Here is a 26332-nt window from a genome sequence, read left to right as displayed (position 1 = left end):
TTCTTTTTTCGTTGTTATTAAATGGATGCTTTGCCGCACCGCGTCAGGCTACTGCCGAAATGGAATCTTCCTTCTTTGCCTGATCTGCCGGCTCGGTAACCGCCATACGCACCACCTTTTGCTGCTCTTTCAGCAGTGATTCAAAAACCTGTGCTGCATAGCGAAGCCGGTCGGTTGTTTCGTAATACGGCAGGCCGAAGCGAAGGATATGGTACTCCTTCCCGTCTTTCTTGTAGTTCATGATGCATTTGCAATGGATACCTTTTGCATTCAATTCGCAGTACAAATCGTACGGACGGAAATCCTCGAAGCCGATGGACAACATTGGTGCATCCGCATTCCTGGTCACGATCGTATGCTGTATCCCGTACCTGGTGAGCACGTCTTCCAGGAGCTCCCGTAGTTGCGCGGAGAGGTAAGCAGATCGCTTCCAAACCAGTTCGGAGCCGGTTTTGTGGTAGAGACGAAGCGATTCGAGTATCTCTGCATACTGGAGAAAATCCTGGCCGCCTTGCTGGTTGAGGCGTGCCGTAGCCGGGTCAGCATTCCCGTCGATGCCGTTCCAGAAAAGTCCGCCGATCCAGTCGCGCAGATCGTCTTTGAGCCAGGTCAGGCCGCTGCCATGCGGTCCGAAGACCCATTTGTGCAGGCTGCCCAGGAGGATGTCGGCGGAACCGAAGGGCAATTCATAAAGGCCGATGGATTGCGAGACGTCAAGGATCTGCTTACAGTCAGGCGCTTCCTCGCGGATAACGGAGCTCCAGTAGGAATACGGAGCCGTGTTGCCGCTGGCGTAAAATACATGGGAGAGGAGCGAGACCTGGGGCTTCAGGCAACTGATGGCCGAACGGAAGTGGTCTTCATCCTGCATCACTTCATCATCCAGGTAATAAACCTCGAACTCCGGCAGCTGCTCGAATACACCGATGCCGCCGGGGTGCTCGTGCCGCGTGGTGACCACCCGGATCCTGCCTGACTTGGTTTTGCCGAAAGCACGCAGGAGCGCCAGCGCCAGCAGGTTTATCGTTTGCGAAGTGCCGTTCGTTACAGCCAGCTGGTATCCCTTTGAGGGCCAGATCTGCCGGGCCAGTGCGCGCACAGCCATCAGGTTGGTGCGGCCGTACTCGTAAAGTCCAAGCGGGCTGCGGACAACCTGCTCGAAGGCGGCGCTGTGGCGTACTTTTCCTACCGCGGCGGAAACGCTGCCGAGCGTGCCGGGGTTGAGGTTGATCGGGTCGCCGGGAAAATTGTTTTGACGGAAGGCGCGCCAGTTCTCTTCGTTCGTAACCAGGTCAGCAGTTTCTTCTTCAGTGGCTGGTTGTGCTGCATACAGGCCCTGGAAGGCGTGGATGTGGTGGGTGAAAGCGGCGGTATCGACGCGCTCCTGGTGGCGGGCAATAATGCCAAAGGTTTCCCGCAGCACATCTTCAACCGTGGAGGCCGTGAGATGATTGTCGATATGTTCTGTGATCACGCGGATGTCGTGCTTCACACAATTGGCCTCGCTGCGCGGGTCAAACACGTGGTTGATGGTTACTGCAAATCCGAGCGACTCGGCCAGTTGCTTGACGCCTTCGGCCAGTTCATTGATGGTGCAGTTGGCTTTCGTTACGTGGTTCACCACTTTGTGCACCCCCTTGGCGGGCACCGTGCCGGCGATGAGCTCCAGCGAGTGAACGGCATCTTTCATAGGCATGATCCCCGTGGTTTGATTGCCTTTGCCGTATACAGTTAGCGGGTGACCGGTGAGCGCCTGGGTCAGGAAGCGGTTCACCACCGTGCCGAAGATATCGTCGTAATCGAACCTCGTGTAGAGGTCGGCACAATCCTGCATTTCCTCGGTATAAACGCCGAAAAGCGTCGACTGCATCACTTCGGTGATGCGCAGGCCCCATTTCCGGCAGGCCATGGAAATGTAATTGCTGTCGTTGATCTTCGAAATGTGGTAGACGTCATCCGACTGGCGGGGAAACGGCAGTGGATTGACCGCTTTGCGGCCGTTGAATTCCGGATTGAAATACCCCTCGGCAATATCGATTCCGCCATTGGTGGCGTATTCACCCATAGAGCCCATCTTGATGATGTGGGCGTCGGGAACGTGTTTGCGCACTGCCCAGAGCAGTCGCATATTATTGCCTTCGTTGTTGTTGATCGTGTAAATGGATTCGGCCAGGCCCAGCATAGAATAGGGAGCGGAGCATTGCTGGGCCATGTGGTAAATGGTATGTGGCTGCTCTTCACGGATCAGGTCCTCGAGCGCCTCGGAGTTGATATCGATCTTCAGGTAGTGCAGGTTGTCCTGGCCATATAATTCGCGAAAGGCGGCAATGCGTCTGGCTGCTGTTGCAATCGGTATCAGGCTGTCGGAGCCGACCCTGCGTACGGTATTGCGCCGCCATTCATTATCGGCGATCAGGATCTTTGTACCGGGATGGGCAACGGCAAGCTTCAGCGAGATGGGCCATCCGTAATAGCCGTCTCCGCCAAGCACGAGAATAGTGTTATTCATGTCGGAAGTTTTGTTAGGTTAGCAAACGGTATATGTGTCAGGAACAAAACCGAAGCGGGAGGCATGCCACTGCCTTTCCCGGCTGGCCTGAACGCTGACCAGGAGAACGTACTTATTGAAAGGGGGAAGGAACGATAGGTGGAATGAGGAAAGCCTTGTGACCGCTCGTTTTCCAACCATAACGGCCACCCTTGAATGACAACATTCTCTGTGCCAAAAAGAAAAAGCTTTGCTCACCGAGCTGTGCTGGAGGCCAACTTAACGGTTGATCCTGACACAGTTGGCCACTCGAAAATAATACGTAGTGAACCGGGAGGGAAGGCTGCCTCTTCCAGGACAAAGGGCCTGCGGTGGAACATCGAAGCGGATAAAGCAGGTTCGTTGCCGAAAATCAACAATTTCCGCGGGAAGCCGATTGGCCGGATTATTTTCGACGCTGGCACCCGTCGATCGTTCAAGCCCCGCCGGCAACTCGGGAAGGAAAATAATTGCTGCAAAAAAATGCTTGTTTAATTGCCGGGAATTCGTACTTTTGCCACCCCCAACCGGAGAGGTGCCAGAGTGGTTGAATGGGCCAGTCTCGAAAACTGGAATACGGGCAACTGTATCGGGGGTTCGAATCCGCCCCTCTCCGCCACCGCCCGCCGAAGCACGAAGTGCGAAGGCGGGCTTTTTCTTTTGTACCCGGCTGCAGATGGCGCGGGTTCCGACGGACGGAGTCCGGCTTTTCTCAGGTCCGCTGATGTGCGCCATTGCTTTTATCTTTGGCACAAACCACCGCTATGAGTCTGTTTTTTCCCCCGTTCTTCTCCACCAACGAATATTTTATAGATGAGAAGGTACAGTTTCTGAAGTTTCACAACGAGTACAAGGTGTATGACGAGAATGGCTTTCCCATTGGTACTGTTCGCCAGCACGTGCCGGGCTTCCACAAGTTCCTGCGGCTGATCCTGAACAAGAAAATGATGCCCTTTCAACTGGCCATTACTGATACTAACGATCAGGTTGTAGCCAGCATTCACCGCGGCTGGACCTTCTGGCTGTCAAAGATCGCCATCCGCGATGGCAATGGGTCGGATATCGGTTTTATTAAACAGAAATTCAGCATCCTCAAACCGCGCTTCCACATTTTCGATACGTCGGGCCAAATGATCTCCGAGATCAGCGGCGACTGGAAGGCCTGGAACTTCCGCATTACCGATACGTCGGGCGCCGCCATCGGCACCATCAGCAAGAAGTGGGCGGGGCTGGCAAAGGAATTCTTTACGTCGGCAGATAAATACAATGTGAGTATCGCGCCCGAATATGCCGAAGACCGCAACAAGATGAACATCGTAGCGACCGCCATCACGATCGATATGGTGCTGAAGGAAAGCAAGTAAGCCGCCTGTTTCGGTAGGAATTGCCCCAGCGGACTACGTCCGCCGAAGCCCGCCAATAGGAGCTGGGCACAAAAGAAAAAGCCCGCCGAAGCACGAAGTGCAAAGGCGGGCAAGGGCGGAGAGAGAGGGATTCGAACCCCCGGTCCTGTTACAGACAACGGTTTTCAAGACCGCCGCAATCGACCGCTCTGCCATCTCTCCGGTGCTAAGGTAAGGGGGACGTTACAAACAGCCAAAACTCTGCTGGCATATGAATTGTGCGTAGTGCCGTGACCGGCTGTAACCGCCGCGTCCGACTACCATGCGCATCAGCAACCAACTATTCCTGCTCCTGATGGGGCTGCTGTTCCTTACAGCAACATCCTGTGTCAATACCCGTAAGACGGCCTATTTCGTAGATGTACCCAAAGACCTAATTGTTGCCAGCCCGGCGCCCGATCAGCAACTCATTCATCCGGGCGATATTCTGGCCATACAGGTTAGCAGTCCCAACCCGGAAGCCACAACGATTTTCAACAATAACTCCTCAACTGCCCTTAATGGTACGAACGCCATAGAGGTAACCGGGTACCTCGTAGACCCGGAGGGCAATATTCAGTTCCCGATGCTGGGGAAGATCAAAGCGGGAATGCTTACCAAAAGGGACCTTACCGACCAAATCCGCAACCAGCTCTTGGAACGAAAACTGCTACTCGAGCCCGTTGTGTCCATCCGCTTCCTCAATTTTCGAGTGACGGTACTCGGTGAAGTCGAACATCCACAGGTGGTTCCGGTGCCTAGCGAAAAAATTTCTATCCTCGAAGCACTCGGTGCTGCCGGTGACCTAACTATTTACGGACGCCGCGATAACCTGCTGCTGATCCGTGATGAGGGGGGGCAGAAAATGCTCACCCGTATTGATCTAAACTCAAAAGAACTGCTGAGCTCTCCGTATTTCTACTTACATAACGGGGATGTTCTTTATGCAGAGCCCAATAAAGCCCGTGTGGGCGCCGCGACGAATACGCGACAACTTTTACCAATTATTTTAAGTGGCCTGTCCTTTGTAACAATCATACTGGACCGGTTGACCCGGTAAAACCGTCGACAATGCTAAACCGACCAAAAACGAAAAACACCTCCTTCGCGGAAGGGCTTTCTTTCCGCTATTTGCCCTACTGGCCGCTGTTCGTATTCCTGGCCATCCTTTTCGGGCTCGGCGCTCTTGCCTACCTCCGCTATGCCACGCCACTTTACGAAGCCAATGCGACCCTCCTTATCAAGGACGAGAAGAAGGGATCCGAGGAGCTGACGGTGTCGGAGTCGCTGAACCTCCTCAGCTCGAAAAAGATCGTGGAAAACGAGGTGGTCGTGCTCCAGTCCCGTAACCTGCTCGACGAGGTGGTGCGCAGCCTCCACCTCTACGCGCCGATCTACGAGAAGGGCGCCATTTCCGACCGCTCGGCCTATACCACTTCGCCAATCCTTGTTTCCGCACCCGACCCTGCGCGCCTCACCGAGACACCGGCGATCGCTTTCGAATACGACAGTCGTGCGCAAACCGTACTGCTGGAGGGTAAAACCTATCCTCTGCACCAGCCGGTGGTCACACCCTACGGGGTTTTGCAATTCAGCCTGAACCCGCATTTCCGTAAGATGGCCGGACACCCGCTTTTTTTCCGACTTGACGATCCCCGCAACATTACGGCCGGCCTGGCCAAGCGCCTTGAGGTGACCGCTGCCGGCAAACTGTCGAGCATTGTACGTCTCAAGCTGAAGGACGAAGTACCGGAGCGCGGGGAAGACATCCTCAACACACTCATCCGCGACTACAACGAATCGAGCATCGACTACAAGAACACCATCGCCCGCAACACGATCGCTTTTGTGGACGACCGTATGCGTATCGTTCAACGGGAGCTGAGCTCTGTGGAACAACAGATTCAGACCTACAAATCGCGCAACAACGTGGTGGACCTCAGCGAGCAGGGCAAGCTTTATCTGAAGAATGTTGGCGAAAACGATCAACGCCTCGCCGAGATCAACATGAAGCTGGCGGTGCTGGAGCAGGTGGAGCGCTATGTTAGTTCCAAGGAAGGTAACAGCATCGTAGCGCCATCGACGCTGGGCGTTGAAGATCCGCTGCTGTCGGGCCTGCTGCAAAAACTTTACGAGACGGAGCTGGAGCGTGACCGCCTCCGCAAAACCACCGGCGACAATCACCCTTCGATGCTTGCCCTCGATGAGCAGCTCGCCTCGATGCGTCCCAGCATCCTGGAGAATATCAACAGCCAGCGCCGTGGCCTGCAGGCCAGCCAACGCGACCTGAGCTCTACGAATTCGACCTACAACAATATGCTGCAGAGCATCCCGCAAAAAGAGCGTGAGCTCCTCGACGTGAGCCGCCAGCAGTCGATCAAGAACAGCATTTACTCCTTCCTGTTGCAAAAACGCGAAGAGACGGCCATCGCCTCCGCGTCGAATATCCCTGACAGTAAGGTGGTGGAAACCGCACGGGCCACCCTGTTACCGGTAAGCCCCAACAAGCCCTTCATCCTGGGGGCTGCTCTCTTGCTGGCCCTGATGACCGGCATCGGTTATGTAACCCTGCGCGAGTCTGCCAGCCAGAAGATCCTGTTCCGCCAGGAGCTCGAAACGCTGAGCGGCCTTCCCGTGCTTGGTGAGCTGACCCAGGGTGACAGTCACGCCACAGCGCCCCAGCCCGCAATCGGGGAACAACTGCGTCAATTGCGTGTGGCAGCGGGCCTTTTCGGCAAAAACGCCGGCAAGAAAAAGATCCTGGTTACCTCCAGCATGAAGGGTGAAGGGAAAACCTTCCTGGCCGAACATTTAGCCTGGAATCTTTCACTCTCTGGCAAGAAAGTTGTTTTGTTAAAGTCGGATCTGCGCGGTTTCCGCACCGGTCTGTTTACACAGGAAGGCAGCGCCGGACTTGCCGACTTCCTGGAGAACGAAAAGGAACCTTACGAGATCATCAAAGGAACCGAGTACCCTAACCTGTTTGTGGTGCAGGCCGGAACGACAGAAACCCAGGCAACGGAGCTACTCCTGAACGGCAAGCTGGCAAACTTGTTCGACTATCTTGAAGAGACCTTTGACTTTATCGTCCTCGATGCAGCCCCCGTGGGGTCCGCCACCGATGCCTACATTCTGGCAGAATGGAGCGATCTGACCCTGTACGTGGTGCGGCATGCCTGGACACCGAAATCCCTTATCCGAAAACTGGATGAAACCCATCCCGTGAAAGCCCTGGGTAACCTGTTTGTTGTATTCAACGGTGTACGGCCCCGCGGTTTCCTGGGTGCGAGCCCGGGTCTCGGATACGGTTCCAGCCAGCACCGTAGTTCTACCAGTTCTCAAAATGCGTTTTCCGTGCTGTTTCAACAGCTGCAGTCTACCTTTCGCAAACCCCTCCTGAAGAAGCGCCGTCCGCAGATCGGGAAGGCCTGACCAACACCAACCACACCACCTGAGAGCACCAAGCTCGTTTTGATTTCCCGGCCTTTCCGGGTTGATGCTAACCTATAAAACCTTTGAAATGAACACCTTTTTACCCCAAGGAGGGCAATGGTACGCCCTGTGCACCCGTCCGAAGTGCGAGAAAAAAGTTGCCGCCGCCCTGACAAAAAAACGCTTTGAAACCTACCTCCCGTTACGCATGACGCAATCGCCCTGGAGCTTCCTGAAAAAGACCGAACTCGAGCCCCTGTTTCCCGGGCTGGTATTCGTGCGCCTCCAGGACGAGCAGAAAGAACTGGTGCGCCACATGAGCGGCGTCATCGGCCTGCTCCACTGGCTCAACCAGCCGGCCGTCATCCGCGACGATGAAATTTCCCTGATCAAGACCTTCCTCGCCAGCCACCAAAATGTACGCACGTCCCGCACCGCGGTTCGCCGTGAGCCGGTGCTCGTGGATGAGCCCGCAAGCGACTACAAAGTAGCCCGGATGCAACATACAGTGAGCAGCTCGCTGTCCTCACTCGGCTATGTGCTCATCGCCGATATGCCCCAGCAGAAACCGCAACTCCAGGAGGAAGCCATGCCGCGCATTTATCCGTATTACCGTTATACCGATGCCAGCTAAACCCCAATGAATACCGAACAATCCACCAGTACCGCTGCGCAGGGAAAGCGCAGGACCCTCGTCAATTTTCTGTCGCTTTCCCTGCTGCAGATCGGTAACTACGTGCTTCCGATCATCACCCTTCCCATCATCTCACGCATCATCGGGCCCGGTAATTACGGACTGATCAACTACATCTTCGCGTACGTATATTACTTCGTGCTGTTCATCAACGCGGGCTTCGATGTGTACGGCATCCGGGCCATCGTTCAGCACCGCAATGATCAGGCGGCGATCAATGCAATCGTCAGCCGCATCATGGTGGCCAAGTTTTATATCATGGCCGCCTGCGCCGTGGTTTTCGGCGTTTTGGTTGCGGTAATGCAGCAACTGAACTCGGAAAAGCTCGTTTGTCTCTTCGCTTTTCTTTACTGCCTGGGATGGGTCATCAATCCCAGCTGGGTATACCACGCCATGCAGGAAACGAAGAAATTCGCCATCTTCAGCTTTTTCTCCAAACTCACTTTTTCTGTAGCCATCGTATTGATGGTTCGGGAACGCAGCGATTACATCTATCACCCCTTGGTGACGAGCCTGGCCCACATCGGCGTTTCCTTCTTCTCGATGCGCTATGCGCTGAAACGCTACAACATCAGACTGTCCTGGTCGGGCCTGCGAACGATCAAAGAAACACTGATCGACATCCGGCATATTTCCCTGATGGAACTGATCCGCAACCAGGCGCATCTCTCCAACATCATTCTTACCGGAACGCTGCTCAGCATTCACGATACGGGCCTTTATTCAGCCGGGCTCCGCACGGTGGTTATTGTACAATCGATCGTATCGATGCCGCTCAATACGGTGCTGTTTCCCTTTATCGGGCAGGCATTTCTGGGCTCGAAAGAAGGAGGGCTCGAGCGGGTGCGCCGCATCATGCCTTATGTATTCGCCATCACCGGCCTGATGTCGCTCGGAACGTTCGTTTTAGCTGAGCCGGCGATCGCCTTCATCTTCGGCAAGGAATTCAGCAGTGCCGTGAACCTGCTCCGGATCTTCTCGTTCGGTTTGCTGTTCTCGAATCTCAACCTGGCGCTTGGTCAGCAGGTGATGCTCAACCTGAAGCTCGAAGCACCCTATGTTCGATTTATGCTGATCGGTTTTGTATTCAATGTCGCATTACTACTCGCTGTTGCCCATTCCTGGGGCGTGGTAGGCGCCGCTTTGTGCTGGCCGCTCGCCGAGCTCCTCGTATTCGGAATGCTGGTCAACTACTTCCGTAAGCACAGCATCGGGGTGTTCGACAGCGACTACTGCCGCCCGGCTACTTTTTACCGCAATGCCCTGAAACTGATCCCCTCACGCCGCTAAGGCCTTCTCAACCAACCGTTCGCCATGGAAAAGATCAACCGACTCCTGTTTCGCGTAAAGCGAAAGATGCGTAAAAAGCTGAAAGACGTCGACCTGTTTCGTCAGTACCTCTTGCGCCGCGGCGACCGCGCCGGCATAGCGGGGGAGAAGGCCGTCTGGATCGATCTTCATCGAAATTCCTACGTTCGCTACCTCTACATCCTCGTCAAATATTTCGAGGCGGAAGGCTACCAGGTATACCTCAACGAGAACATCCCATTCCTGCTGAGCCTGGGTGATGATTATTCCCGGTTCATTGTCGAAGAGCGCCAGGTGCGCTTTTCGTCCAGGGTGCCGCAGGGCGCGCTGGTGTTCAGCGACCGCCCCGGCCGGGCCGGCGGCGCCACCATCTCCAATGATTACTTTCGCGAGTGGCCGGCTGAACAGGAGGCACACTACCATATTCCCATCGGGATGCACCCGTATATGTACAAGTACGGCTATTGGAATGCGCCCTACGACGACTCTGCACGCAAGCGCTCGGTGTTCTTCGCCGGCAACTTCGACGCCAACGATTACAAGATCTTCTCCAGCACCGGCAACTTCCGGATGCTCGACCGCCTGGCCATCAGCGAGCAGGTGTGCGCGCTGGAACAGTGCCGCTTCCCGCAGAGCGAAGACGCCCTTCGCGCCGGCGCAACCGATGGTGTCGTAGACATCGTAGACAAGAAAAACTTCGTCATCGACCAGCGCGACCTCCGCGGGATCATTGCCCAGTATGCGTTTTTCATTGCCTGCCCGGGAGTGTTCATGCCGCTGTCGCACAACATTTACGAGGCCATGTCGGTAGGCACCATTCCTATCATTCACGAGGAGTACGCCCGCCTGTTTGCACCCGCGCTTCAGGACGGCCTCAACGCCATCGTGTTTCACAACGGCAACTTCACCGAAAAATTGCAGGAAGCCCTGTCGCTGGATGAAGAGCGCATTGCCGGCATGGTTGCAAACGTGAAGCGCTACTATGAGGACTACTGCTCGCCGAAGGCGATCGTGGCGGCACTGGCCAGCGGCCGGTACCAGCAGGTATACCTCAATGCGGAAAAAACGAGCATCCGGCTGCTGACCGCCCGCAACGCGAAAGCACGCACGGGCCCGCTGCCGGCAGCCGCCTAAGCAATGGCCCGATCCTTGTTTGAAAACGGATACTACCGTCCATGAACCTGATCACCAGCAAACCAGTTAATTTCCTGCTGGGAAAAGTGCAGCTTTTCCTGTTTGTATTCCCATTCCTTGTGCTCATCCAGACCGTGGTAGCGGCACCGTCGGTGGATGCCGTTCTGAACGCGGTTTCCTTTGCCCTGGGCTGCGTGTCGCTGCTGTACCTGTTTATTTCCGACCAGATCCGCATCTCCTTCAGGGGCTTCGGACCCCTGTTCCTTTTTGTGGCCTACCTCGTGCTCTCTACCACCTGGGCGCCGGCGGGGATGAAAACCATCAGCACTCACTTTACCGTGCGCACCCTGCTCACGCTTGTCCAGGCCTTTGTAATGGTCAACGTGCTGGGCAGGGAAGGACTTTTCCGTTCGCTGAAACAAGTGGCCATCCTCGTTGTGCTGTGTAACCTGGCCTTTATGATTGTTTTCCCCGTGCAGTCTTCCTGGTATGGGGAAGATTCGAGCCGGATCCAGGGGATGTTCACCTCGCCCAACAACATGGGCCAGTTCCTTGCCTTTGCCTTTATCGTGATCAACTTCGTGGAGCGCGAAAAGCTGCCCCTGGTGGCGCTGCTGGCGCTCGACGCGATGATCGTATTCCAGCTATTCAAGTGCGACAGTATGACCTCGCTGTCGGGTGTCATCCTGATCTTTATCTGCTACCGGCTCCGGTTCCTGCTGAAGCCGCTGTTCTTCGTCGTGATCGCCGCAGGCCTGATCGTGCCGCACCTGAACACGATCTTCGGCGAATCTACGGCGTCGCTGGGTGTCAACAACCGCGACCTCACGTTCACGGGCCGCACCGGTGTTTGGGAAATCATGATGAGTGACCTCAAAACACAGGACCGCCTCGCGACCGGCTTTGGATCGGGAGGCTACTGGATGCCCGAAGAAGGCTTCAGCCCGTACAACCATATCCACGAGCTCGAGTGGTGGCCTGGACAGGGGCACAACGGCTATATGGACATCCTGGTGATGACGGGCGTGCTGGGGCTGTGTCTCTTCGTGTTCTTCCTGCTGCGTACGATTACGAGCCTCTTCCGAAGGGTTCCCTTCGAAGAGCCGGTTTGTTATTTTTTGTTCCTGATCGTATTGATCAACAATATCACCGAGGCTTCCTTCTTCCGGGAAAAGCACCTGTACTTCGTTTTGCTCTCGCTGGTGTATTGGTGCCTGTTCCTCGAACGCGAAGAGGCGCCGGCGCTTGAAGAGCGACAATCCGAAGAAGGGCTCCGGCTGCTGCACGCCTGAAACCGAAACCGACCATGAATTACATCGTACAAAAGCCAAGCTGGATGCGCCGGTTCTACGGGCGTTGCACCTGGGAACTATCGGCCCAGGGCAAGAACGTTTATCTCACCTTCGACGATGGTCCGCACCCTGAACTGACACCCTTCGTGCTCGACGAGCTTCGGAAGCACGATGCGAAAGGCACCTTTTTCTGCCTTGGCCGGCAGGCGGAGCGTTACCCCGGGCTTTTTGCACGGCTGCGTGCGGAAGGGCACAGCGTGGGCAATCACACCTGGGATCATCCCGACGGCTGGCGCACACCCAACAAGCAGTACTACCGCGACGTGGAGTCGGCCGACAAGCTGCTTCAGTCGAAACTGTTTCGCCCGCCCCATGGGCACGTTACCCCCTTCCAGGTACGACGCCTGCGCAAAGCGTATGGGCTGCAGGTGGTGATGTGGAATATCCTGAGTGGGGATTTTGATGCGCAAACATCCCCGGAGCAATGCTACCATAACGTGGCGGATCGACTGAAACCAGGCGCCATTGTGGTGTTTCATGACAACGAATCGGCCGGTTCCAACCTGCGTTATGCATTACCGCGCCTGCTTGCGCATTTTTCCGGCGAAGGCTACCGCTTTGCCGCGATTCCGGAGCACTATTTGTGAGTTGAATAACGGAAACTCAGGCTTGTGCCGGTTTTCCCTAACAAAACAGTCCGATATGAATGGTATTTCCGCGGTCGTAGCAACGTACCGGCGAAAGGACGAACTGCGCCGCCTTTTCGATTCTATCCTTCTGCAGCCGCCGACTCTGTACGAGCTGATCATTGTGGACCAGAACCGCGATGGCTTGCTTGACGACCTTATTGAAGAATACAACGCCCGTCTTCCGATTGTTCACTTGCGCATGGAGGAGGCCAACCAGTCGAAGGCCCGCAACCTGGGTGCGCGCGCTGCACGTTTTAACGTGCTTTGCTTTCCCGACGACGATTGCTGGTTCGAGCCCGGCGCGCTCAAGGGTGCGCAGCTTCACTTTGAGCGGCAGCCCGAGACGGAGTTGCTCATCATCAACTGGGTGCAAAATCCCTATCCGCACGACCTGTCTGGCGTGCTTAACCGTAGAGAGGTTTTTTCCTTCCGGTCTGTCGGTTACGTCACGTACGTACAGGTTTACAAGCGCTCCGCTTTCGAAGAACTCGGCGGCTTCCTCGACAATGTGGGCATCGGCCAATTCATTGGCGGTGGAGAAGACAGCGAGCTGACCTTTCGGGCCATGCAGCGCGGCATGCGGGTATACTACGAAGCCGGCATCCGCGTCAATCACAACTACATCCCGGTGCAGACGCGCAGTCACGAAGTGATCCGCGCACGCCAGCGCGGCATGGGTATGGTTTATGCCGTTTACGACGTACCCTATTTCGTGATCCTGCGCGGCATGATGGCGCCCCTGCTCAAGATGATGATCACGCTGGACCGGAAGAAGTCCGGCGAATTCTACAACATATTCCGCGGTCGCCTGGAAGGGTTTGTTCATACGCTGCGCCAGCGCCGCGGACGCAGACAGGTACCGGTAACACAGTAATAAAATAAGATCCGTCCATGGCACAGCCTAACTACCTCATCTACACAACGGTCACCTGCTGGGATGAGCCGCCGCGTGCGCGCCACCAGGTGGCCCAGGAGCTCAGGAAAGACGGTCCCGTTTATTTCGTGGAAAAAAACCGCACGGGTCGTCCGCGTATCGAAGTGCGCGAGGCAGAGCCCAACGTGTTCGTGATCACCCCGTACTACTGGCTCGACTACCGCGTGCGCTACCGCACCCCATTGATCAATGAGCGCTACCACCGCTGGCTGCTGGGCCAGATCCGCTCCCTGGGTGTTCCCTTCGAGCTGGTGGTGTCATTCGATTATACCGCGCCGGGCATTCATCGTTTTTTCGACAACGTGATTTTCTATTGTGCCGACGACAATGTGGGCTTCGGCAACTTCAACCCGTTTTTTATCAACCGTTACCATACGAGTACGGAACGCGCCGTAGCAAGCCGGGCGCGGCTTTGCGTGGTTACGTCCGACTACATGAAAGAAAAGATCGGGCGCTACAACCCGGCCACCCACGTGGTGCCGCTGGGCGCACCGCTGGTCGATTTCCAGTTGTCCGCCTTCAGGCGCCGTGAGGGCCTGCCCGTGTTGGGCCTTGTCGGATACCTGGACTACAACCTCGATTACGACCTGATCGACGCACTGCTGCAGGAGTTCATCATCCACTTCATCGGCCCGGCAAGTCCCGCCAACCAAGAGCGGCTCAGCCGCCATCCCAATGCGCGACTGCTCGGCGCCAAGACCGGCCCGGACCTGTACCACGCGTTGCAGGATGTCGATTGCTGCATTGCTCCCTACGATGAAAGCAAGCTGAACAAGGGAGCTACCCCCAACAAGCTTTGGCTTTACCTCGCCATGGGCAAGCCTGCGGTGGTGACCAACATTCCAAACATCCGGAGCTGGCAGTTTGACGAAGGGCTGGTATACAAGTGCGTGAACGAAGACTTTGTGGCCACCTGCCGCCGGGCCTGCGCTGAAGACCGGCCCGAAAAAGTGCAGGAGCGCGTGGCGCTCGCCCGTTCCAACAGCTGGGAGGCCCGCATCCGCACCATCAAATACCTGTATTATTCGACCCATGCGGCGCCGGCCACCGGCGTCCTGACCCCCACGATATGAACCCGACGGCAAAAAAACAACGCATTGTAGCCATCGCCTCCGGCGGTGGTCATTGGATCGAGCTGGTGCGCCTGCGGCCCCTGCTCGAACGCCACGACGTAGTGTATTGCTCCACCAACGAAGGCTTTGCGGCCACCGTGAAAGGCTATCCTTTTCAACTGGTGCCGGAGGTGAGCCGCTGGAATAAGCTGAAAGTGCTGCCCGTATTTTTACGGATAGCCAAAGTGCTGCGGCGCAGCCGCCCGCAGGTGGTGATCTCTACCGGCGCCGCTCCCGGTGTGCTGGGCCTGCTGGCCGGCAAGCTGCTCGGTGCGCGTACCATCTGGATCGAGAGCATCTGCCACGCCGAAAAGATCTCGCTCAGCGGACGCATTGCCCTCAAATTCTGCGACCGCGTCTATACCCAATGGCCGCACCTGGCCGGCGGCCGCGTCATCTACCAAGGATCCGTACTATGAATGTATTTGTTACCATCGGCTCGCAGGAGCCGTTTGCACGCCTGCTTACTATCGTTGATGAGTTGGCGCTCCATTTTCCCGCGTTGCGCTTCACGGCACAAACAACGCCCGGTCATCCCTTCGAAGCGCGCCACATCGAAACGCTTTTGTTCATACCGCCCGCGGCCTTCCGCCAGCACCTTCTCGATGCTGATCTCGTGGTTTGCCATGCCGGCATCGGCACTATCCTGAATGTACTGGAGCTTGAGAAGCCGCTCATCGTATTTCCGCGCCTCGCCCGTCACCACGAAACCCGCGATGACCACCAGGTGGCCACGGCCCGGGCTTTTGTGCAGCAGGGCTACCTGCATATGGCGGAAAGCAGCGAGGAGTTGCGCGCGCGGATTGAAGATTTTCTGCAGGGCAAGCTGCGGGGCAGCGCCCGCATCCGGCCCTTTGCGTCGGACGGTCTTCTGGAATCGCTGGAGACCTTTATTGGTTGATAGAGCCGGAAACCATAAAAAAGGCGGGCCTTTCGGTCCGCCTTTTCTCTATCGATGCTTGCTTACTGCGCGGTGAATGTCACCTGGTGCTGCATCACGTTGTTGATATTGTTGATGAACTCCTGCAGCAGGGAAGGGTTGGAGTAGTAGGCGATGACGATTTTACCATTGGTGCGTGTGGCGCTCGTCAGGTCGCCGGGGAAAATGCCGGCCTGGAGTTGCTTCAGGTCGAGGTTCAGCAATGCCGTATAGGTCTTGCCGGCCTCCAGTGTTACCGATGGGGTTTTTGTGGCGATTTCCACAAACTGGTCGATGTTGACCTCAACCGGTACCGACGTGCCACTGCCGCTCCAGGTGCCGGTAAGACGAAGGGCCGGGTCGCGGGAGGGGATGAGCTGGTAGTTGAATTCAGCATTCTGGTAGGTTCCGGGCTGTATGGCGACGGTAGTCAGTTCATACCCGCCGGTTGCCAGGAAGTTGGACGGCTGGAAGTTGTACTTATACACTTCCACCCGGCTCGTGGAGTTGCCCTTGAACGCCACCTGTTTGCCGGCTCCCTGAACCGTTGTGAAGCGGATCAGCCCGGAGTCGGCGTTGCTGGCCATTACCTTGTACGTGACGTGCGCCGAATCGGAGCTGCTGGGCCCTGCCGGCACATCATCGTTGTTTTTTTTGCTGCAGGAAGATGCGAGTACGGCGGATACTAAAACGCCGGCACAGAGGATCGGTGTGAGTTTCATGGCTTTAAATGTTGGACGGTGAATGAATACTTTGCCTCGCGGCACGAAAATTTTAACAGAATAATTGCCTTCAGCTGGTATGTTGCAATCTGAGTGCCAGAGTATAAGGAAACCGAACCCCAACCATGAACCGACGACAAATAAGTGCCTTCCAGTTTCTTTTTTCATTCCTGGACCTGGCAGCGCTGAACATTGCTTACGTGCTTTACCTCTTCTCGGAAGACCGCTCCGGTCCGCTGAGTCGGGGTTACCTGCTGTTTTTCATACTGGTGAACGTCGTATGGATCTTTTGTTGCTTCACCTTTTCGCTCTATAGTCCGCGGACGTTTTTCAAAGCCGACATTTTCATTAAGAACTCCGCCAAAGCCTGGTTCCTTTTCCTGCAGGCCGGCATCCTGTACGTTTTTTTCAGTAATCACAGCTTCTCGCGGTCCTTTCTCACGCACTTCCTGCTGGGCTTCGGTGCCATCCTCCTGTTCACCCGCCTGGTCTATATCTGGATCAGCCGCTATGTGCACTTCGAGGAGCAATCGGTGCGGCGCGTGGTGATCCTCGGTTACAACGATATCGGCAAGCGCGTAGCCGATATGCTTACCGAAAACAACCGCGAGCTCCAGATCCACGGCTACTTTGAAGATTACAATAAGGTGCAGGAGCTGTCGCTCTATCCCATCCTCGGCAACCTGAAGGACTGCCTGGATTATGCCATCAATAATGACATTTCGGAGATCTACTCAACGTTGCTGCCCAAAGACAACCAGTACCTGTACGAGCTCGCTGAGACCGCAGAGGACAACTTTATCCGGGTGCGCTTTGTGCTCGATTACAACTTGTTCATCAACCGAGCCATGCATGTGGACTTCCTCGAAGACGTGCCCGTGCTGAGCCTGCGCCGCGAGCCGCTGACCGAGCTGGTCAACAAGGTGAAGAAGCGCGCCTTCGACCTGACGTTCAGCCTGCTGGTCATTGTATTCCTGCTCAGCTGGCTGGTGCCGCTTATTGCGCTCATCATCCGCATCGACTCGAAAGGGCCCGTATTCTTTACACAAAACCGGCTGGGTCGCGACAAGAAGATCATCAAGGTGTTCAAGTTCCGCTCCATGAAAGTAGCCGAGAAAGATGCCGAATTCAAGCAGGCCACCAAAGACGACGACCGTATCACCCGCGTCGGCCGCTTTATCCGTAAAACATCCCTCGATGAGCTGCCGCAGTTCTTCAATGTGCTGCTCGGCACAATGAGCATTTGCGGCCCGCGGCCCCACCCGCTCAAAATGAACGATGACTACCGGACGGTGATCAACAAATACATGATCCGGCATTTTCTCAAGCCCGGCATCACCGGCTGGGCGCAGGTGAACGGCTACCGCGGTGAAACGAAAGACCTGCGCGACATCCAGGGCCGAATCGAGCACGACATCTGGTATATGGAGCACTGGAACTTCTGGCTCGACATCCGCATTATTTTCCTGACCGTTTACAACGTGATCAAAGGGGAGGAGAACGCCTACTGACCATTGTCGGTATTCCTGCTGACGGCGCTCATTCCGCAGGGCTTTTCTTACGGCTAGTTTTACCGGACAAATCAGATTATGCGTCTTGTAAAACCGTTGCTGTTCCTGTTCTTCCTTGTTGGCTGTGCTGCCGCTACCCATATCAGTAGTGCCTGGCAAAAGCCGGGTGCCGCACCATTTCAACCCGAAAAGCTGGTCGTTTTTTGCGTGACGCCCGGCAAAGACAGTACCATGCGTTTTGAAATGGAAGAAGAGCTGGCCGGCAAGCTGCGCCAGTCCGGCATCCCGGCCTGGACTTCGGGTAGCCTGTACGCTCGCAACCGGTTTGCCGGCAGCAGCTGGGATTCCGCCTACCAGGTCCTGCGCGCCGATTCGGTGGATGCAGTGGTAGTGGTAGCGCTCCGGGGCGAAGAACGATCGGTGTACCCGCTGCCGCAGCGGGTGGAAACCTACCAGCACCAGCGGCTGGAGGGCTATGTGCAGCAGGCGCAACAGGAAGTAGCCGTGCCCGTAACGGTGACCAATACCAGGCATCTTTGGGAATGCAATACCTACAACCTACTTACGCGTGAGCTGCTGAGCACCTTGCAGACCGAATCGTACGGACAGGGACCGATGCGGGAGCTGACCGCTGAGAACGGGCGTATTATCGCCGGGCACCTCGCCGCCGCCGGCATTTTCCGCAAGCCCTGACCCTACCTTTGCGCAAACGCCTCGTGTGAAGCACCTGAAACACCTTCGGAAATATTTCTTCAAGTACCGCTGGCGCCTGATGGCCGGCATATTCTTTATCCTCGTTTCGAACTACTTCGGCATCCTGGCGCCCCAGGTCACCGGCTTTATCATCAAGTATGTGCAGGAGCGGCTCGGCCACCAGGCGGCCGACGCGGCGGGAGAGGGGCGCTACGACCTGCTGGTGCAGCGCTTTATCGCCTACGTGCGCGGGCACCACTTCCGCCTCTCGGGGGTGGTCACCCTGGCGGGGATCACGATCCTGCTGCTGGCCCTGCTCCGTGGCCTGTTCATGTTTTTTATGCGGCAAACCATCATCGTGATGAGCCGTCACATCGAGTACGACCAGAAGAACGAGGTGTACAGTCACTACCAGCGCCTCGATGCGGGCTTTTTCAAGAGCCACAGTACCGGCGACCTCATGAGCCGGATGGCCGAAGACGTGAGCCGCGTGCGCATGTTCACCGGTCCGGCGATCATGTACCTCACCAACCTCACGGCGCTAATCGGCCTCACGGTCTATTTCATGTATCGCCGTAGTCCAGAGCTCACCTTTTACGTGCTGTCGCCGCTGCCGCTCCTGGCCTTTACCATCTACCGCGTCAATACCATCATCCACCGCCGGAGCGAAGCGCTGCAGGCGACCTTGTCGGCCATCACGGTCAACGCACAGCAGTCGTACAGCGGCATTCGTGTGATCAAATCCTTTGTGCAGGAACGTGCCATGCGCGGCTTCTTTGAAGAGAACAGCGAAAATTACCGCCGCGATGCCACTACCCTGGCCAAGATCGAATCGCTGTATTTCCCGTCGATGGCCCTGTTCATCGGCATCAGCACCCTCCTGACGATCATGATCGGGGGGCTGTCGGTGATTCAAGGTGAAATCAGGTCGGAGGTGATCGTGGAGTTCGTGATCTACATCAACATGCTCACCTTCCCGGTGAGCGCCATCGGGTGGACCGCCTCGATGATCCAGCGGGCCGCGGCCTCGCAAAAACGCCTCAACGAATTCCTGCAAACGGAGCCGCTGATCGCCGACGGCGAAGGCACAAAAAAGCACGAGCTGAGCGGCGCCATCGAGTTTCGCCACGTGGATTTCATTTACCCTAATACGGGACTGCAGGCCCTGCACGATTTTACATTGCGCATCGAAGCGGGGCAAAAGGTGGCTATCGTGGGCCGCACGGGTTCCGGTAAAACTACGGTGGTACAACTACTGCTCCGGCTCTACGACGCTTCGGCCGGCCACATCCTGCTCGACGGGACAGAGATCACCCGCCTGCAGCTAAGCGATCTCCGTCGCCAGGTAAGCTATGTGCCCCAGGATGGCTTCCTGTTCAGCGATAGCATCGCACGCAACATCTCCTTCGGTACGGTCGATGCCACGCAGATGGACATTGAGGCCGCGGCGGCTGCGGCGGCGGTGCACCGCGAAATATCGGGCTTTCCGAAGGGCTACGAAACGCTTGTTGGTGAGCGCGGCGTGACGCTCAGCGGCGGTCAGAAACAGCGCGTTTCCATCGCCCGGGCCCTGGTGCGCAACACGCCCATCCTCATCCTCGACGACAGCCTGAGTGCCGTGGATACCCGCACCGAGCGGGAGATACTGGGACATATCGACGCCTACCTGAAAAGTCGGACCTCCATCGTCATCACCCATAAGGTGCTCAGCCTCGCTAGCTTCGACCGGATCGTGGTGCTCGATTCGGGCCGGATAGCCGAGATCGGGACACACAACGAGCTGCTGCAGCGGGGCGGTATTTATGCGGAAATGTATAAAAGCCAGCTGACGCAGGACGATCGGGACGCCTTTTAGCAAATTTGGATGATTGAAAAGAAGGATTATATTTGGAGTACAAAACCAAACCAAACTTTTCCTAACTGTAAAAAAGTTCATTGTGGCGTACGACAACAACGACAAGAAGATGGAGAGCATCTACAGCAAGAGGATTCGCGCCGGAAAGCGCCGTACCTATTTCTTTGATGTGCGGGCAACGCGTGGCAACGACTACTACCTAACGATCACCGAAAGCCGTAAGCGCTTCAACGACAACGGCTACGACCGCCACAAGATCTTCCTGTACAAAGAAGACTTCAACAAGTTCATCAAAGCGCTCAATGAAGCGGTGGACCACGTGAAGACCCAGCTCATGCCCGACTTCGACTTCGACGCCTACAACCACGACGAAGCCTACGACGACCACGATGAGCACGAGTTCGACGGTGCCCACGAAACGGCGCCGATCGCCATCAGCAGTCCGATCGTGATCGAAACCGAGCCCACCGTAGAAGTACCCGCGGCCTCGACCGAGCCGGCTTCCTCCGAAGAAGTGGACAAATGGTAAGACAACCTGATTTATAGAAAAGGCCCCTGCTGAAGCGGGGGCCTTTTTCGTTCGGTGCTAACCGCGTTTGCGATCGCTTACCTCATTTTTTTATAAGCATTGATCAGGCCGTTGGTAGAGGAGTCGTGGCCCGTTACCGGCGCATCGCCATCGAGCTCGGGCAGGATGCGGTTGGCGAGCTGCTTGCCCAGCTCCACACCCCACTGGTCAAAAGAGAAGATGTTCCAGATGACGCCCTGGGTAAAGATCTTGTGCTCGTAGAGCGCCACCAGGCTGCCCAGCGTGCGCGGGGTCAGCTCGCGGAACAGGATGGAGTTCGTGGGGCGGTTGCCGTCGAAGATCTTGAACGGCGCCAGGCGGGCGATCTCTTCGTCGCTCTTGCCGGCTGCGCGTAGCTCACCGGTGACCTCTTCTTCGTTCTTGCCGTTCATCAGGGCCTCGGTTTGCGCGAAGAAGTTCGACAGGAGCTTCGCATGATGGTCGCCGATGGGGTTGTGCGAACGCGCCGGGGCGATGAAGTCGCAGGGGATGAGCAGCGTGCCCTGGTGGATCAATTGGTAAAAGGCATGCTGGCCGTTGGTGCCCGGCTCGCCCCACACGATAGGTCCCGTGGCGTAGCTCACTTCTTCGCCGTTACGATCCACGCGCTTGCCATTGCTCTCCATGTTGCCCTGCTGGAAGTACGCCGCAAAGCGGTGGAGGTACTGGTCGTAAGGCAGAATAGCCTCGGTCTGCGCACCGTGGAAGTTGGTATACCAAAGGCCGACGAGGGCCATCAGCACCGGGATGTTTTCTTTAAAATCGGTGCTGCGGAAATGCTCGTCTACCGAGTAGGCGCCGCGGAGCAGCTCCTCGAAATTCTCGTAGCCGATCGTCAGGGCGATGCTGAGGCCGATGGCGCTCCACAACGAATAGCGGCCGCCCACCCAATCCCAGAACTCGAACATGTTGGCCTTATCGATGCCAAACTTCGTCACCTCCCGCTCGTTGGTGGAAAGAGCCACGAAGTGTTGGGCGATGTGCGCTTCATCGCGGGCCGCCTCCAGGAACCAGCGCCGCGCCGTCTGCGCATTGGTCATCGTTTCCTGCGTTGTGAACGTTTTGGAAGCGATCAGGAACAGTGTTTCTTCGGGGTTGACCTTCTTCAGCACTTCGGCGATATGGCTGGCATCGACATTCGACACAAAGTGGGCTTCGATGCCTTCCTGCCAATAGGGCTTCAGGGCTTCGGTGACCATAAGCGGTCCGAGGTCGGACCCGCCGATCCCGATGTTGACGATGTGCCGGATCTTTTTTCCCGTATAGCCGCTGTGGGCACCGCTGTGTACACGTGCGGTGAAAGCGCGCATTTGCTCCTGCACCCGCTGCACGGCGGGCATCACGTCTTTACCCGCCGAATAAACAGGCTTCCCGCTGAAGTTGCGCAAAGCCACGTGCAGCACGGAACGACCCTCGGTTTCGTTGATAAAGTCGCCGTCGAAGAGGGCCGTGATGGCATCGGGTAGCTTGCAATCCTGCGCCAGCTGGAGCAGCAGGGCAAGTGTTTCTTCAGTGATCCGGTTCTTCGAAAAATCGATCATCAGGTCATCGAGGCAAAACGAAAACGTACGGAAGCGCTCCGGGTCCCCGGCGAACAGCGTACGCATATGGGTGCCTTCGAGTGCGGCGGCGTGTGCTTTCAGGCGCTGCCAGGAGGGCGTTGTGGTCGGGTTGATCTTGGGAAACATAGTGTGAATGGTCTATTGGTCTAATCGTCTATTAGTAGGAAGTTACGCGGCGGATGGTTCTTTCCCGGCCAGCTGTTGAATATTGGAAATAGTGTACGCCACCATGTCGGGCGTGATGTCGAGGTGCAGCACGAGGCGCACCTGCATGGGTGCGATCGCATAGGCCAGGATGCCTGCCTCTTTCCATTGCGCCACGATTGCAGCAGCCGAAGCGGGCGCCGCCACGTTAAAGATGATGATGTTCGTTTCCACCGGCAGCACGCTTTCAACCACGGGACTTCCCGACAGGGCTTCGGCAATGCGGCACGCGTTGGCATGATCGTCGGCGAGGCGCGACACGTTGTTTTCCAGGGCGTAGATGCCCGCGGCAGCGAGGAAGCCAGCCTGCCGCATACCACCGCCGAAGACCTTGCGCACGCGGCGCGACTTACGGATAAAATCGGCAGGGCCTAACAGCAGCGAGCCCACCGGGGCGCCGAGGCTTTTGCTGAGGCAGAGCGAGACGCTGTGAAAGATGCGGCCGTAGTCTTTCGGGTCTTCGTTTCGCGCAACAATGGCGTTGTACAGACGGGCTCCGTCGAGGTGCAGCATCAGGCCATGGCGGTCGCAGACCTCCCGAATCGCGGCCATTTCCTCTATGGGGTAGCAGGAGCCTCCGCCGCGGTTGGAGGTATTCTCGAGGCAAACGAGGCTTGTGCGCGCCTTGTGTACGTCGTCGGGGTTGATGGCCGCAGCCACCTGGTCGGCACTGACGCGGCCCCGGTCGCCGGCCAGCAGCCGCACCGAAGCGCCGGCGTTAAAGGCGATCCCGCCCCCTTCATATTGATATACGTGGGCGCTGCCATCGCAGATCACCTCGTCTCCGGGCACCGTATGCACCTTAATAGCTATCTGGTTGGTCATGGTGCCGGAAGGGCAGAAGAGGGCCGCCTCCATCCCGAAAATCTCGGCACCCAAGGCTTCCAGGCGGTTTACGGAGGGGTCTTCGCCGTACACATCATCGCCGACCGGTGCTTGCATCATCGCTGCCAGCATGGCGGGCAAGGGTTTGGTCACCGTGTCGGACCGGAAATCAACTGTCATTCGCCAAATGTAACCCGTGGCCGCCATTCTAAAAAAGGCTGCTACCGGGTCTTCCGGCCATAGTGCGCTGGCGCCGTCCATCCGGAAAGGGTCGCCGTACTGTAACCGGCAGCCTGTGCCTGCGTCTCATTTCACACACCAGCCAACGCCGTTCATCCCCTCAAAATTACCGTTCACTGACAAGGCAATGTACTATAGTATACACAGTACCTACTTTCGTCATGTAATTGTTCACAACAAGTATTAAATAACTCGACAATGAAAGCCCTTTACACCACCATACTCCTCTCCTTTGCTACCGCTTCCGCCTTTGCCCAAAGCGGCCCGGGCTCTATTCACGGAACTGTTACCGACGCCGCCCGCAAGTCGCTCGGTTCTGCGAGCATCACGCTCCACCGCGCCAGCGACTCCGCTCTTGTCAAGCTGTCCGTGGCCGGCGCCGATGGCAGCTACCGTTTTGAATCCGTGCCGGCGGGCCAGTACCTGGTGCAAGTGTCGGCGGTGGGTCACAGCGCCGCCTGGTCGGCGCCCCTGCAGTTGCAACCGGGTCAAAGCCTCCCGGTGGGCACGCTGCAACTGGCCCCCGCGAACAAAACCATGGCCGCGATAACAGTGATTTCCCGCCGCCCGGCAGTAGAGCAAAAGGCCGACCGCACCGTAGTGAACGTAGACGCCTCGCCGTCCAATGCCGGCGCCACCGCGCTGGAAGTGTTGGAAAAGTCGCCGGGCGTGAGCCTCGACAAGGACGGCAATATTTCCCTCAAAGGAAAAGCCGGCATACAGGTATATATTGACGGCCGCCCTTCGTACCTGTCGGGGGCCGAGCTGACGGCTTACCTACGCAGCCTGCCGGCCACCGCCCTCGACCAGATCGAGCTCATGACCCAGCCTTCGGCCCGCTACGACGCCGCCGGCAACGCGGGGATCATCAACTTACGCACGAAAAAGAACCGCGTCAAGGGCTTCAATGGCAACATCTCGCTGTCGGCCACCCACGGCATGCGCAACCGCGCCAACAACAGCGCTGGCCTCAACTACCGCCGAGGCAAGCTCAACCTGTTTGCCAACCTGAATCACAGCCACTACGAGCGCTACCAGAACCTCGACATCCAGCGTTACTTCCGCGAATCGGGCATTTTGAAGACCTTATTTGAGCAGGAAACCCGCCAGCGTAGCCAGAATGACTACGTGGGCGGAAAGCTGGGCGCGGACTTCTTCCTCAACAAGCGCAGCACCTTTGGAATCGTTTTTTCCGGTGGCAGCAACCCCGAAGACGGCAGCAGCACGAGCGTCAGCTACATCAAGAACGCCGCAAACGTGACCGACTCGATTGTGTCTGCCGAAAGCCTGATGAAAAACACCTGGCGCAACGGTGCGGTGAACCTGAACTTCCGCCACCAATTTGACTCTACGGGCCGCGAGTTGACGGCAGACATAGACCTGATTACCTATCGCACCGGTGCCCGCCAGCAATTTTTCAACGATGCGTATAATCCTTCCTGGCAAAAGCAATCCGGTGAGCAGCTGCGTGCCGAGCTCCCGGTGACCATTGATATCTACTCGGCCAAGACCGATTACGCCCAACCCCTTAAAAGCGGTGCGAAGCTGGAAGCAGGGCTGAAGGGCAGCTATGTGCGCACTGAAAACAGCGCGGGTTACTTCCAGGTTACGCCTGTAGGGGAGGCGGCGGATACGGCAAAAACCAACGCGTTTCGCTACGAAGAACGGATTGCCGCCGCGTATGTCAACTGGAGCCGCCAGTGGAAAAAGTGGAACCTGCAAACGGGCCTGCGTTACGAGCATACGAGCTATAGCGGCCTCCAGCACAGTTCGCCCGACCCGGTACGCCACCCCGACTCGTCCTTCCGCAATGATTATGGTAGCCTTTTCCCGACGTTGTTTGTGAGCTACACGGCCAATACTAAGAACACCTTTACTTTTTCGTACGGCCGCCGCATCGAGCGCCCTTCTTACCAGGACCTCAACCCGTTCCTGTTCTTTATCGACAAGTATACGTACCAACAAGGCAATCCTTTTATGCGTCCGGAGTTTGCGCACAACTTCGAGCTGGGCCACTCTTATAAGAACAAGCTGAATACGACCCTCAGCTACAGCGATACCCGCGACCTGATGAATGAAACCTTCGAGCAGGGCCGCAACAGCAATGGAACACTGGGTCTTGCCACGATTATCCGCAACGGCAACTTCGGCCGCCGCCAGAACGCCGGTGTATCGGTTAACGCGCAACTGCCGTTGCGCAGTTGGTGGAACCTGAGCGCTTTCACCAACTACAACTACACGAAGTTCAGCGGCCGCATGAACGGCGACGGCGAAGAATTCAACGCTGCCACATCGATCGTGATGCTGAATGTGAACAACCAGTTCGTGCTCGGCAAGGGCTGGAGCGCGGAGCTGGGTGGCTGGTACCGCAGCGGTGGTGTAGACGGACAGATCACGATCAAGCCGTTGGGCCAGGTGACGGGCGGCTTCGGCAAGACGATCCTGAAAGGTCAAGGCAGCCTGAAGTGCAACCTGCGCGACATCTTCTTCACCAACAAGGTGGATGGCGCTATCAACTTCCAGATTACGGAAGCGCACTTCCAGCAGCGCCGCGACACCCGCAGTGTTACCGTAGCCTTCAGCTGGCGCTTCGGAAAGCCGCTCAAAGAGGGCGCGCCGCGCCGCCGTGCCGGTGCCGCTTCCGACGAAACGAATCGTGTGAAAGGTGCGAATTGATGAACGGTATCCTTTCAAAACAATTAAAGACCTCTTTATCACAATTCAACCAA

21 protein-coding genes and 2 tRNA genes are annotated in these 26332 nt (G+C 56.8%); 18 read left to right on the top strand and 5 right to left on the bottom strand.

What is annotated here, in order from left to right; genetic code table 11:
- Window positions 1-43: 43 nt before the first annotated feature.
- A complete protein-coding gene (locus tag E0486_RS12860) occupies window positions 44-2509 on the bottom strand; it encodes an aminotransferase class V-fold PLP-dependent enzyme (protein WP_131852586.1) in 2466 nt (821 codons plus the stop codon).
- 547 nt (window positions 2510-3056) lie between these two features.
- On the opposite strand from E0486_RS12860, the gene E0486_RS12855 reads away from it, so the two are divergent.
- Window positions 3057-3146: transfer RNA gene (locus E0486_RS12855), tRNA-Ser, on the top strand.
- A gap of 145 nt (window positions 3147-3291) precedes the next feature.
- Window positions 3292-3891, top strand: a complete 600-nt coding sequence (locus E0486_RS12850) for an LURP-one-related/scramblase family protein (protein WP_131852585.1) — start codon at window positions 3292-3294, stop codon at window positions 3889-3891.
- Window positions 3892-4007: 116 nt separating this feature from the next.
- Here the strand turns inward: E0486_RS12850 and E0486_RS12845 are convergent.
- Window positions 4008-4092 (bottom strand) — tRNA-Ser (locus E0486_RS12845).
- Between the two features lie 100 nt (window positions 4093-4192).
- On the opposite strand from E0486_RS12845, the gene E0486_RS12840 reads away from it, so the two are divergent.
- The 11 genes from E0486_RS12840 to E0486_RS12790 all read left to right on the top strand — a co-directional run bounded on the left by E0486_RS12840 (window position 4193) and on the right by E0486_RS12790 (window position 15405).
- Entirely contained in the window at window positions 4193-4969 is a 777-nt protein-coding gene (locus E0486_RS12840) for a polysaccharide biosynthesis/export family protein (RefSeq protein WP_131852584.1), read from the top strand.
- Window positions 4970-4980: 11 nt separating this feature from the next.
- Window positions 4981-7341 carry a GumC family protein gene (locus E0486_RS12835; RefSeq protein ID WP_131852583.1) on the top strand — a complete coding sequence of 787 codons (2361 nt, stop codon included), beginning with the start codon at window positions 4981-4983 and terminating at the stop codon, window positions 7339-7341.
- Between the two features lie 88 nt (window positions 7342-7429).
- Window positions 7430-7975, top strand: a complete 546-nt coding sequence (locus E0486_RS12830; protein WP_165917324.1) for a transcription termination/antitermination NusG family protein — start codon at window positions 7430-7432, stop codon at window positions 7973-7975.
- A gap of 6 nt (window positions 7976-7981) precedes the next feature.
- On the top strand, window positions 7982-9325 hold the full coding sequence (locus E0486_RS12825; RefSeq protein WP_131852581.1) for an oligosaccharide flippase family protein: 1344 nt from the start codon (window positions 7982-7984) through the stop codon (window positions 9323-9325).
- A 24-nt stretch (window positions 9326-9349) separates the two neighbouring features.
- Window positions 9350-10477 carry a glycosyltransferase gene (locus E0486_RS12820; RefSeq protein ID WP_131852580.1) on the top strand — a complete coding sequence of 376 codons (1128 nt, stop codon included), beginning with the start codon at window positions 9350-9352 and terminating at the stop codon, window positions 10475-10477.
- A 41-nt stretch (window positions 10478-10518) separates the two neighbouring features.
- Window positions 10519-11769, top strand: a complete 1251-nt coding sequence (locus tag E0486_RS12815) for an O-antigen ligase family protein (RefSeq protein ID WP_131852579.1) — start codon at window positions 10519-10521, stop codon at window positions 11767-11769.
- A gap of 14 nt (window positions 11770-11783) precedes the next feature.
- A complete protein-coding gene (locus E0486_RS12810; protein ID WP_131852578.1) occupies window positions 11784-12416 on the top strand; it encodes a polysaccharide deacetylase family protein in 633 nt (210 codons plus the stop codon).
- A gap of 55 nt (window positions 12417-12471) precedes the next feature.
- A complete protein-coding gene (locus E0486_RS12805) occupies window positions 12472-13332 on the top strand; it encodes a glycosyltransferase family 2 protein (RefSeq protein WP_165917323.1) in 861 nt (286 codons plus the stop codon).
- A 17-nt stretch (window positions 13333-13349) separates the two neighbouring features.
- The gene (locus tag E0486_RS12800; protein WP_131852576.1) at window positions 13350-14465 is read left to right on the top strand and encodes a glycosyltransferase family protein; all 1116 of its coding nucleotides are present in this window, start codon (window positions 13350-13352) and stop codon (window positions 14463-14465) included.
- On the top strand, window positions 14462-14923 hold the full coding sequence (locus E0486_RS12795; RefSeq protein WP_131852575.1) for an oligosaccharide biosynthesis protein Alg14: 462 nt from the start codon (window positions 14462-14464) through the stop codon (window positions 14921-14923). The genes E0486_RS12800 and E0486_RS12795 overlap by 4 nt, the downstream gene beginning before the upstream one ends.
- Window positions 14920-15405: a glycosyltransferase gene (locus E0486_RS12790; protein WP_165917322.1), complete on the top strand. Its 486-nt coding sequence runs from the start codon at window positions 14920-14922 to the stop codon at window positions 15403-15405. The genes E0486_RS12795 and E0486_RS12790 overlap by 4 nt, the downstream gene beginning before the upstream one ends.
- 62 nt (window positions 15406-15467) lie before the next feature.
- Here the strand turns inward: E0486_RS12790 and E0486_RS12785 are convergent, their stop codons facing one another.
- Window positions 15468-16145 carry a hypothetical protein gene (locus E0486_RS12785; protein WP_131852573.1) on the bottom strand — a complete coding sequence of 226 codons (678 nt, stop codon included), beginning with the start codon at window positions 16143-16145 and terminating at the stop codon, window positions 15468-15470.
- A 125-nt stretch (window positions 16146-16270) separates the two neighbouring features.
- Between E0486_RS12785 and E0486_RS12780 the strand changes: the two genes are divergently transcribed.
- From E0486_RS12780 to E0486_RS12765, 4 genes are all read left to right on the top strand, one after another.
- On the top strand, window positions 16271-17656 hold the full coding sequence (locus E0486_RS12780) for an undecaprenyl-phosphate glucose phosphotransferase (protein ID WP_131852572.1): 1386 nt from the start codon (window positions 16271-16273) through the stop codon (window positions 17654-17656).
- A 78-nt stretch (window positions 17657-17734) separates the two neighbouring features.
- On the top strand, window positions 17735-18349 hold the full coding sequence (locus tag E0486_RS12775) for a hypothetical protein (protein ID WP_131852571.1): 615 nt from the start codon (window positions 17735-17737) through the stop codon (window positions 18347-18349).
- A 25-nt stretch (window positions 18350-18374) separates the two neighbouring features.
- The gene (locus E0486_RS12770) at window positions 18375-20204 is read left to right on the top strand and encodes an ABC transporter ATP-binding protein (RefSeq protein WP_131852570.1); all 1830 of its coding nucleotides are present in this window, start codon (window positions 18375-18377) and stop codon (window positions 20202-20204) included.
- 82 nt (window positions 20205-20286) lie between these two features.
- Window positions 20287-20733: a DUF3276 family protein gene (locus E0486_RS12765; RefSeq protein ID WP_131852569.1), complete on the top strand. Its 447-nt coding sequence runs from the start codon at window positions 20287-20289 to the stop codon at window positions 20731-20733.
- Between the two features lie 77 nt (window positions 20734-20810).
- Here the strand turns inward: E0486_RS12765 and pgi are convergent, their stop codons facing one another.
- Both pgi and E0486_RS12755 read right to left on the bottom strand, forming a co-directional pair.
- Complete coding sequence (gene pgi, locus E0486_RS12760) at window positions 20811-22460, bottom strand: glucose-6-phosphate isomerase (protein WP_131852568.1); 1650 nt, start codon at window positions 22458-22460, stop codon at window positions 20811-20813.
- A 42-nt stretch (window positions 22461-22502) separates the two neighbouring features.
- Window positions 22503-23543, bottom strand: coding sequence for a threonine aldolase family protein (locus E0486_RS12755; protein WP_131852567.1), 1041 nt, complete (start codon window positions 23541-23543; stop codon window positions 22503-22505).
- 258 nt (window positions 23544-23801) lie between these two features.
- On the opposite strand from E0486_RS12755, the gene E0486_RS12750 reads away from it, so the two are divergent.
- Window positions 23802-26279: a TonB-dependent receptor gene (locus E0486_RS12750; protein ID WP_131852566.1), complete on the top strand. Its 2478-nt coding sequence runs from the start codon at window positions 23802-23804 to the stop codon at window positions 26277-26279.
- Window positions 26280-26332: the final 53 nt, after the last annotated feature.

Source organism: Flaviaesturariibacter aridisoli, from assembly GCF_004343705.1.
GTDB lineage: Bacteria > Bacteroidota > Bacteroidia > Chitinophagales > Chitinophagaceae > Flavisolibacter > Flavisolibacter aridisoli.
The sequence above is the reverse complement of the archived record's forward strand: the minus strand, read 5'-3'. Positions and strand labels throughout refer to the sequence as shown.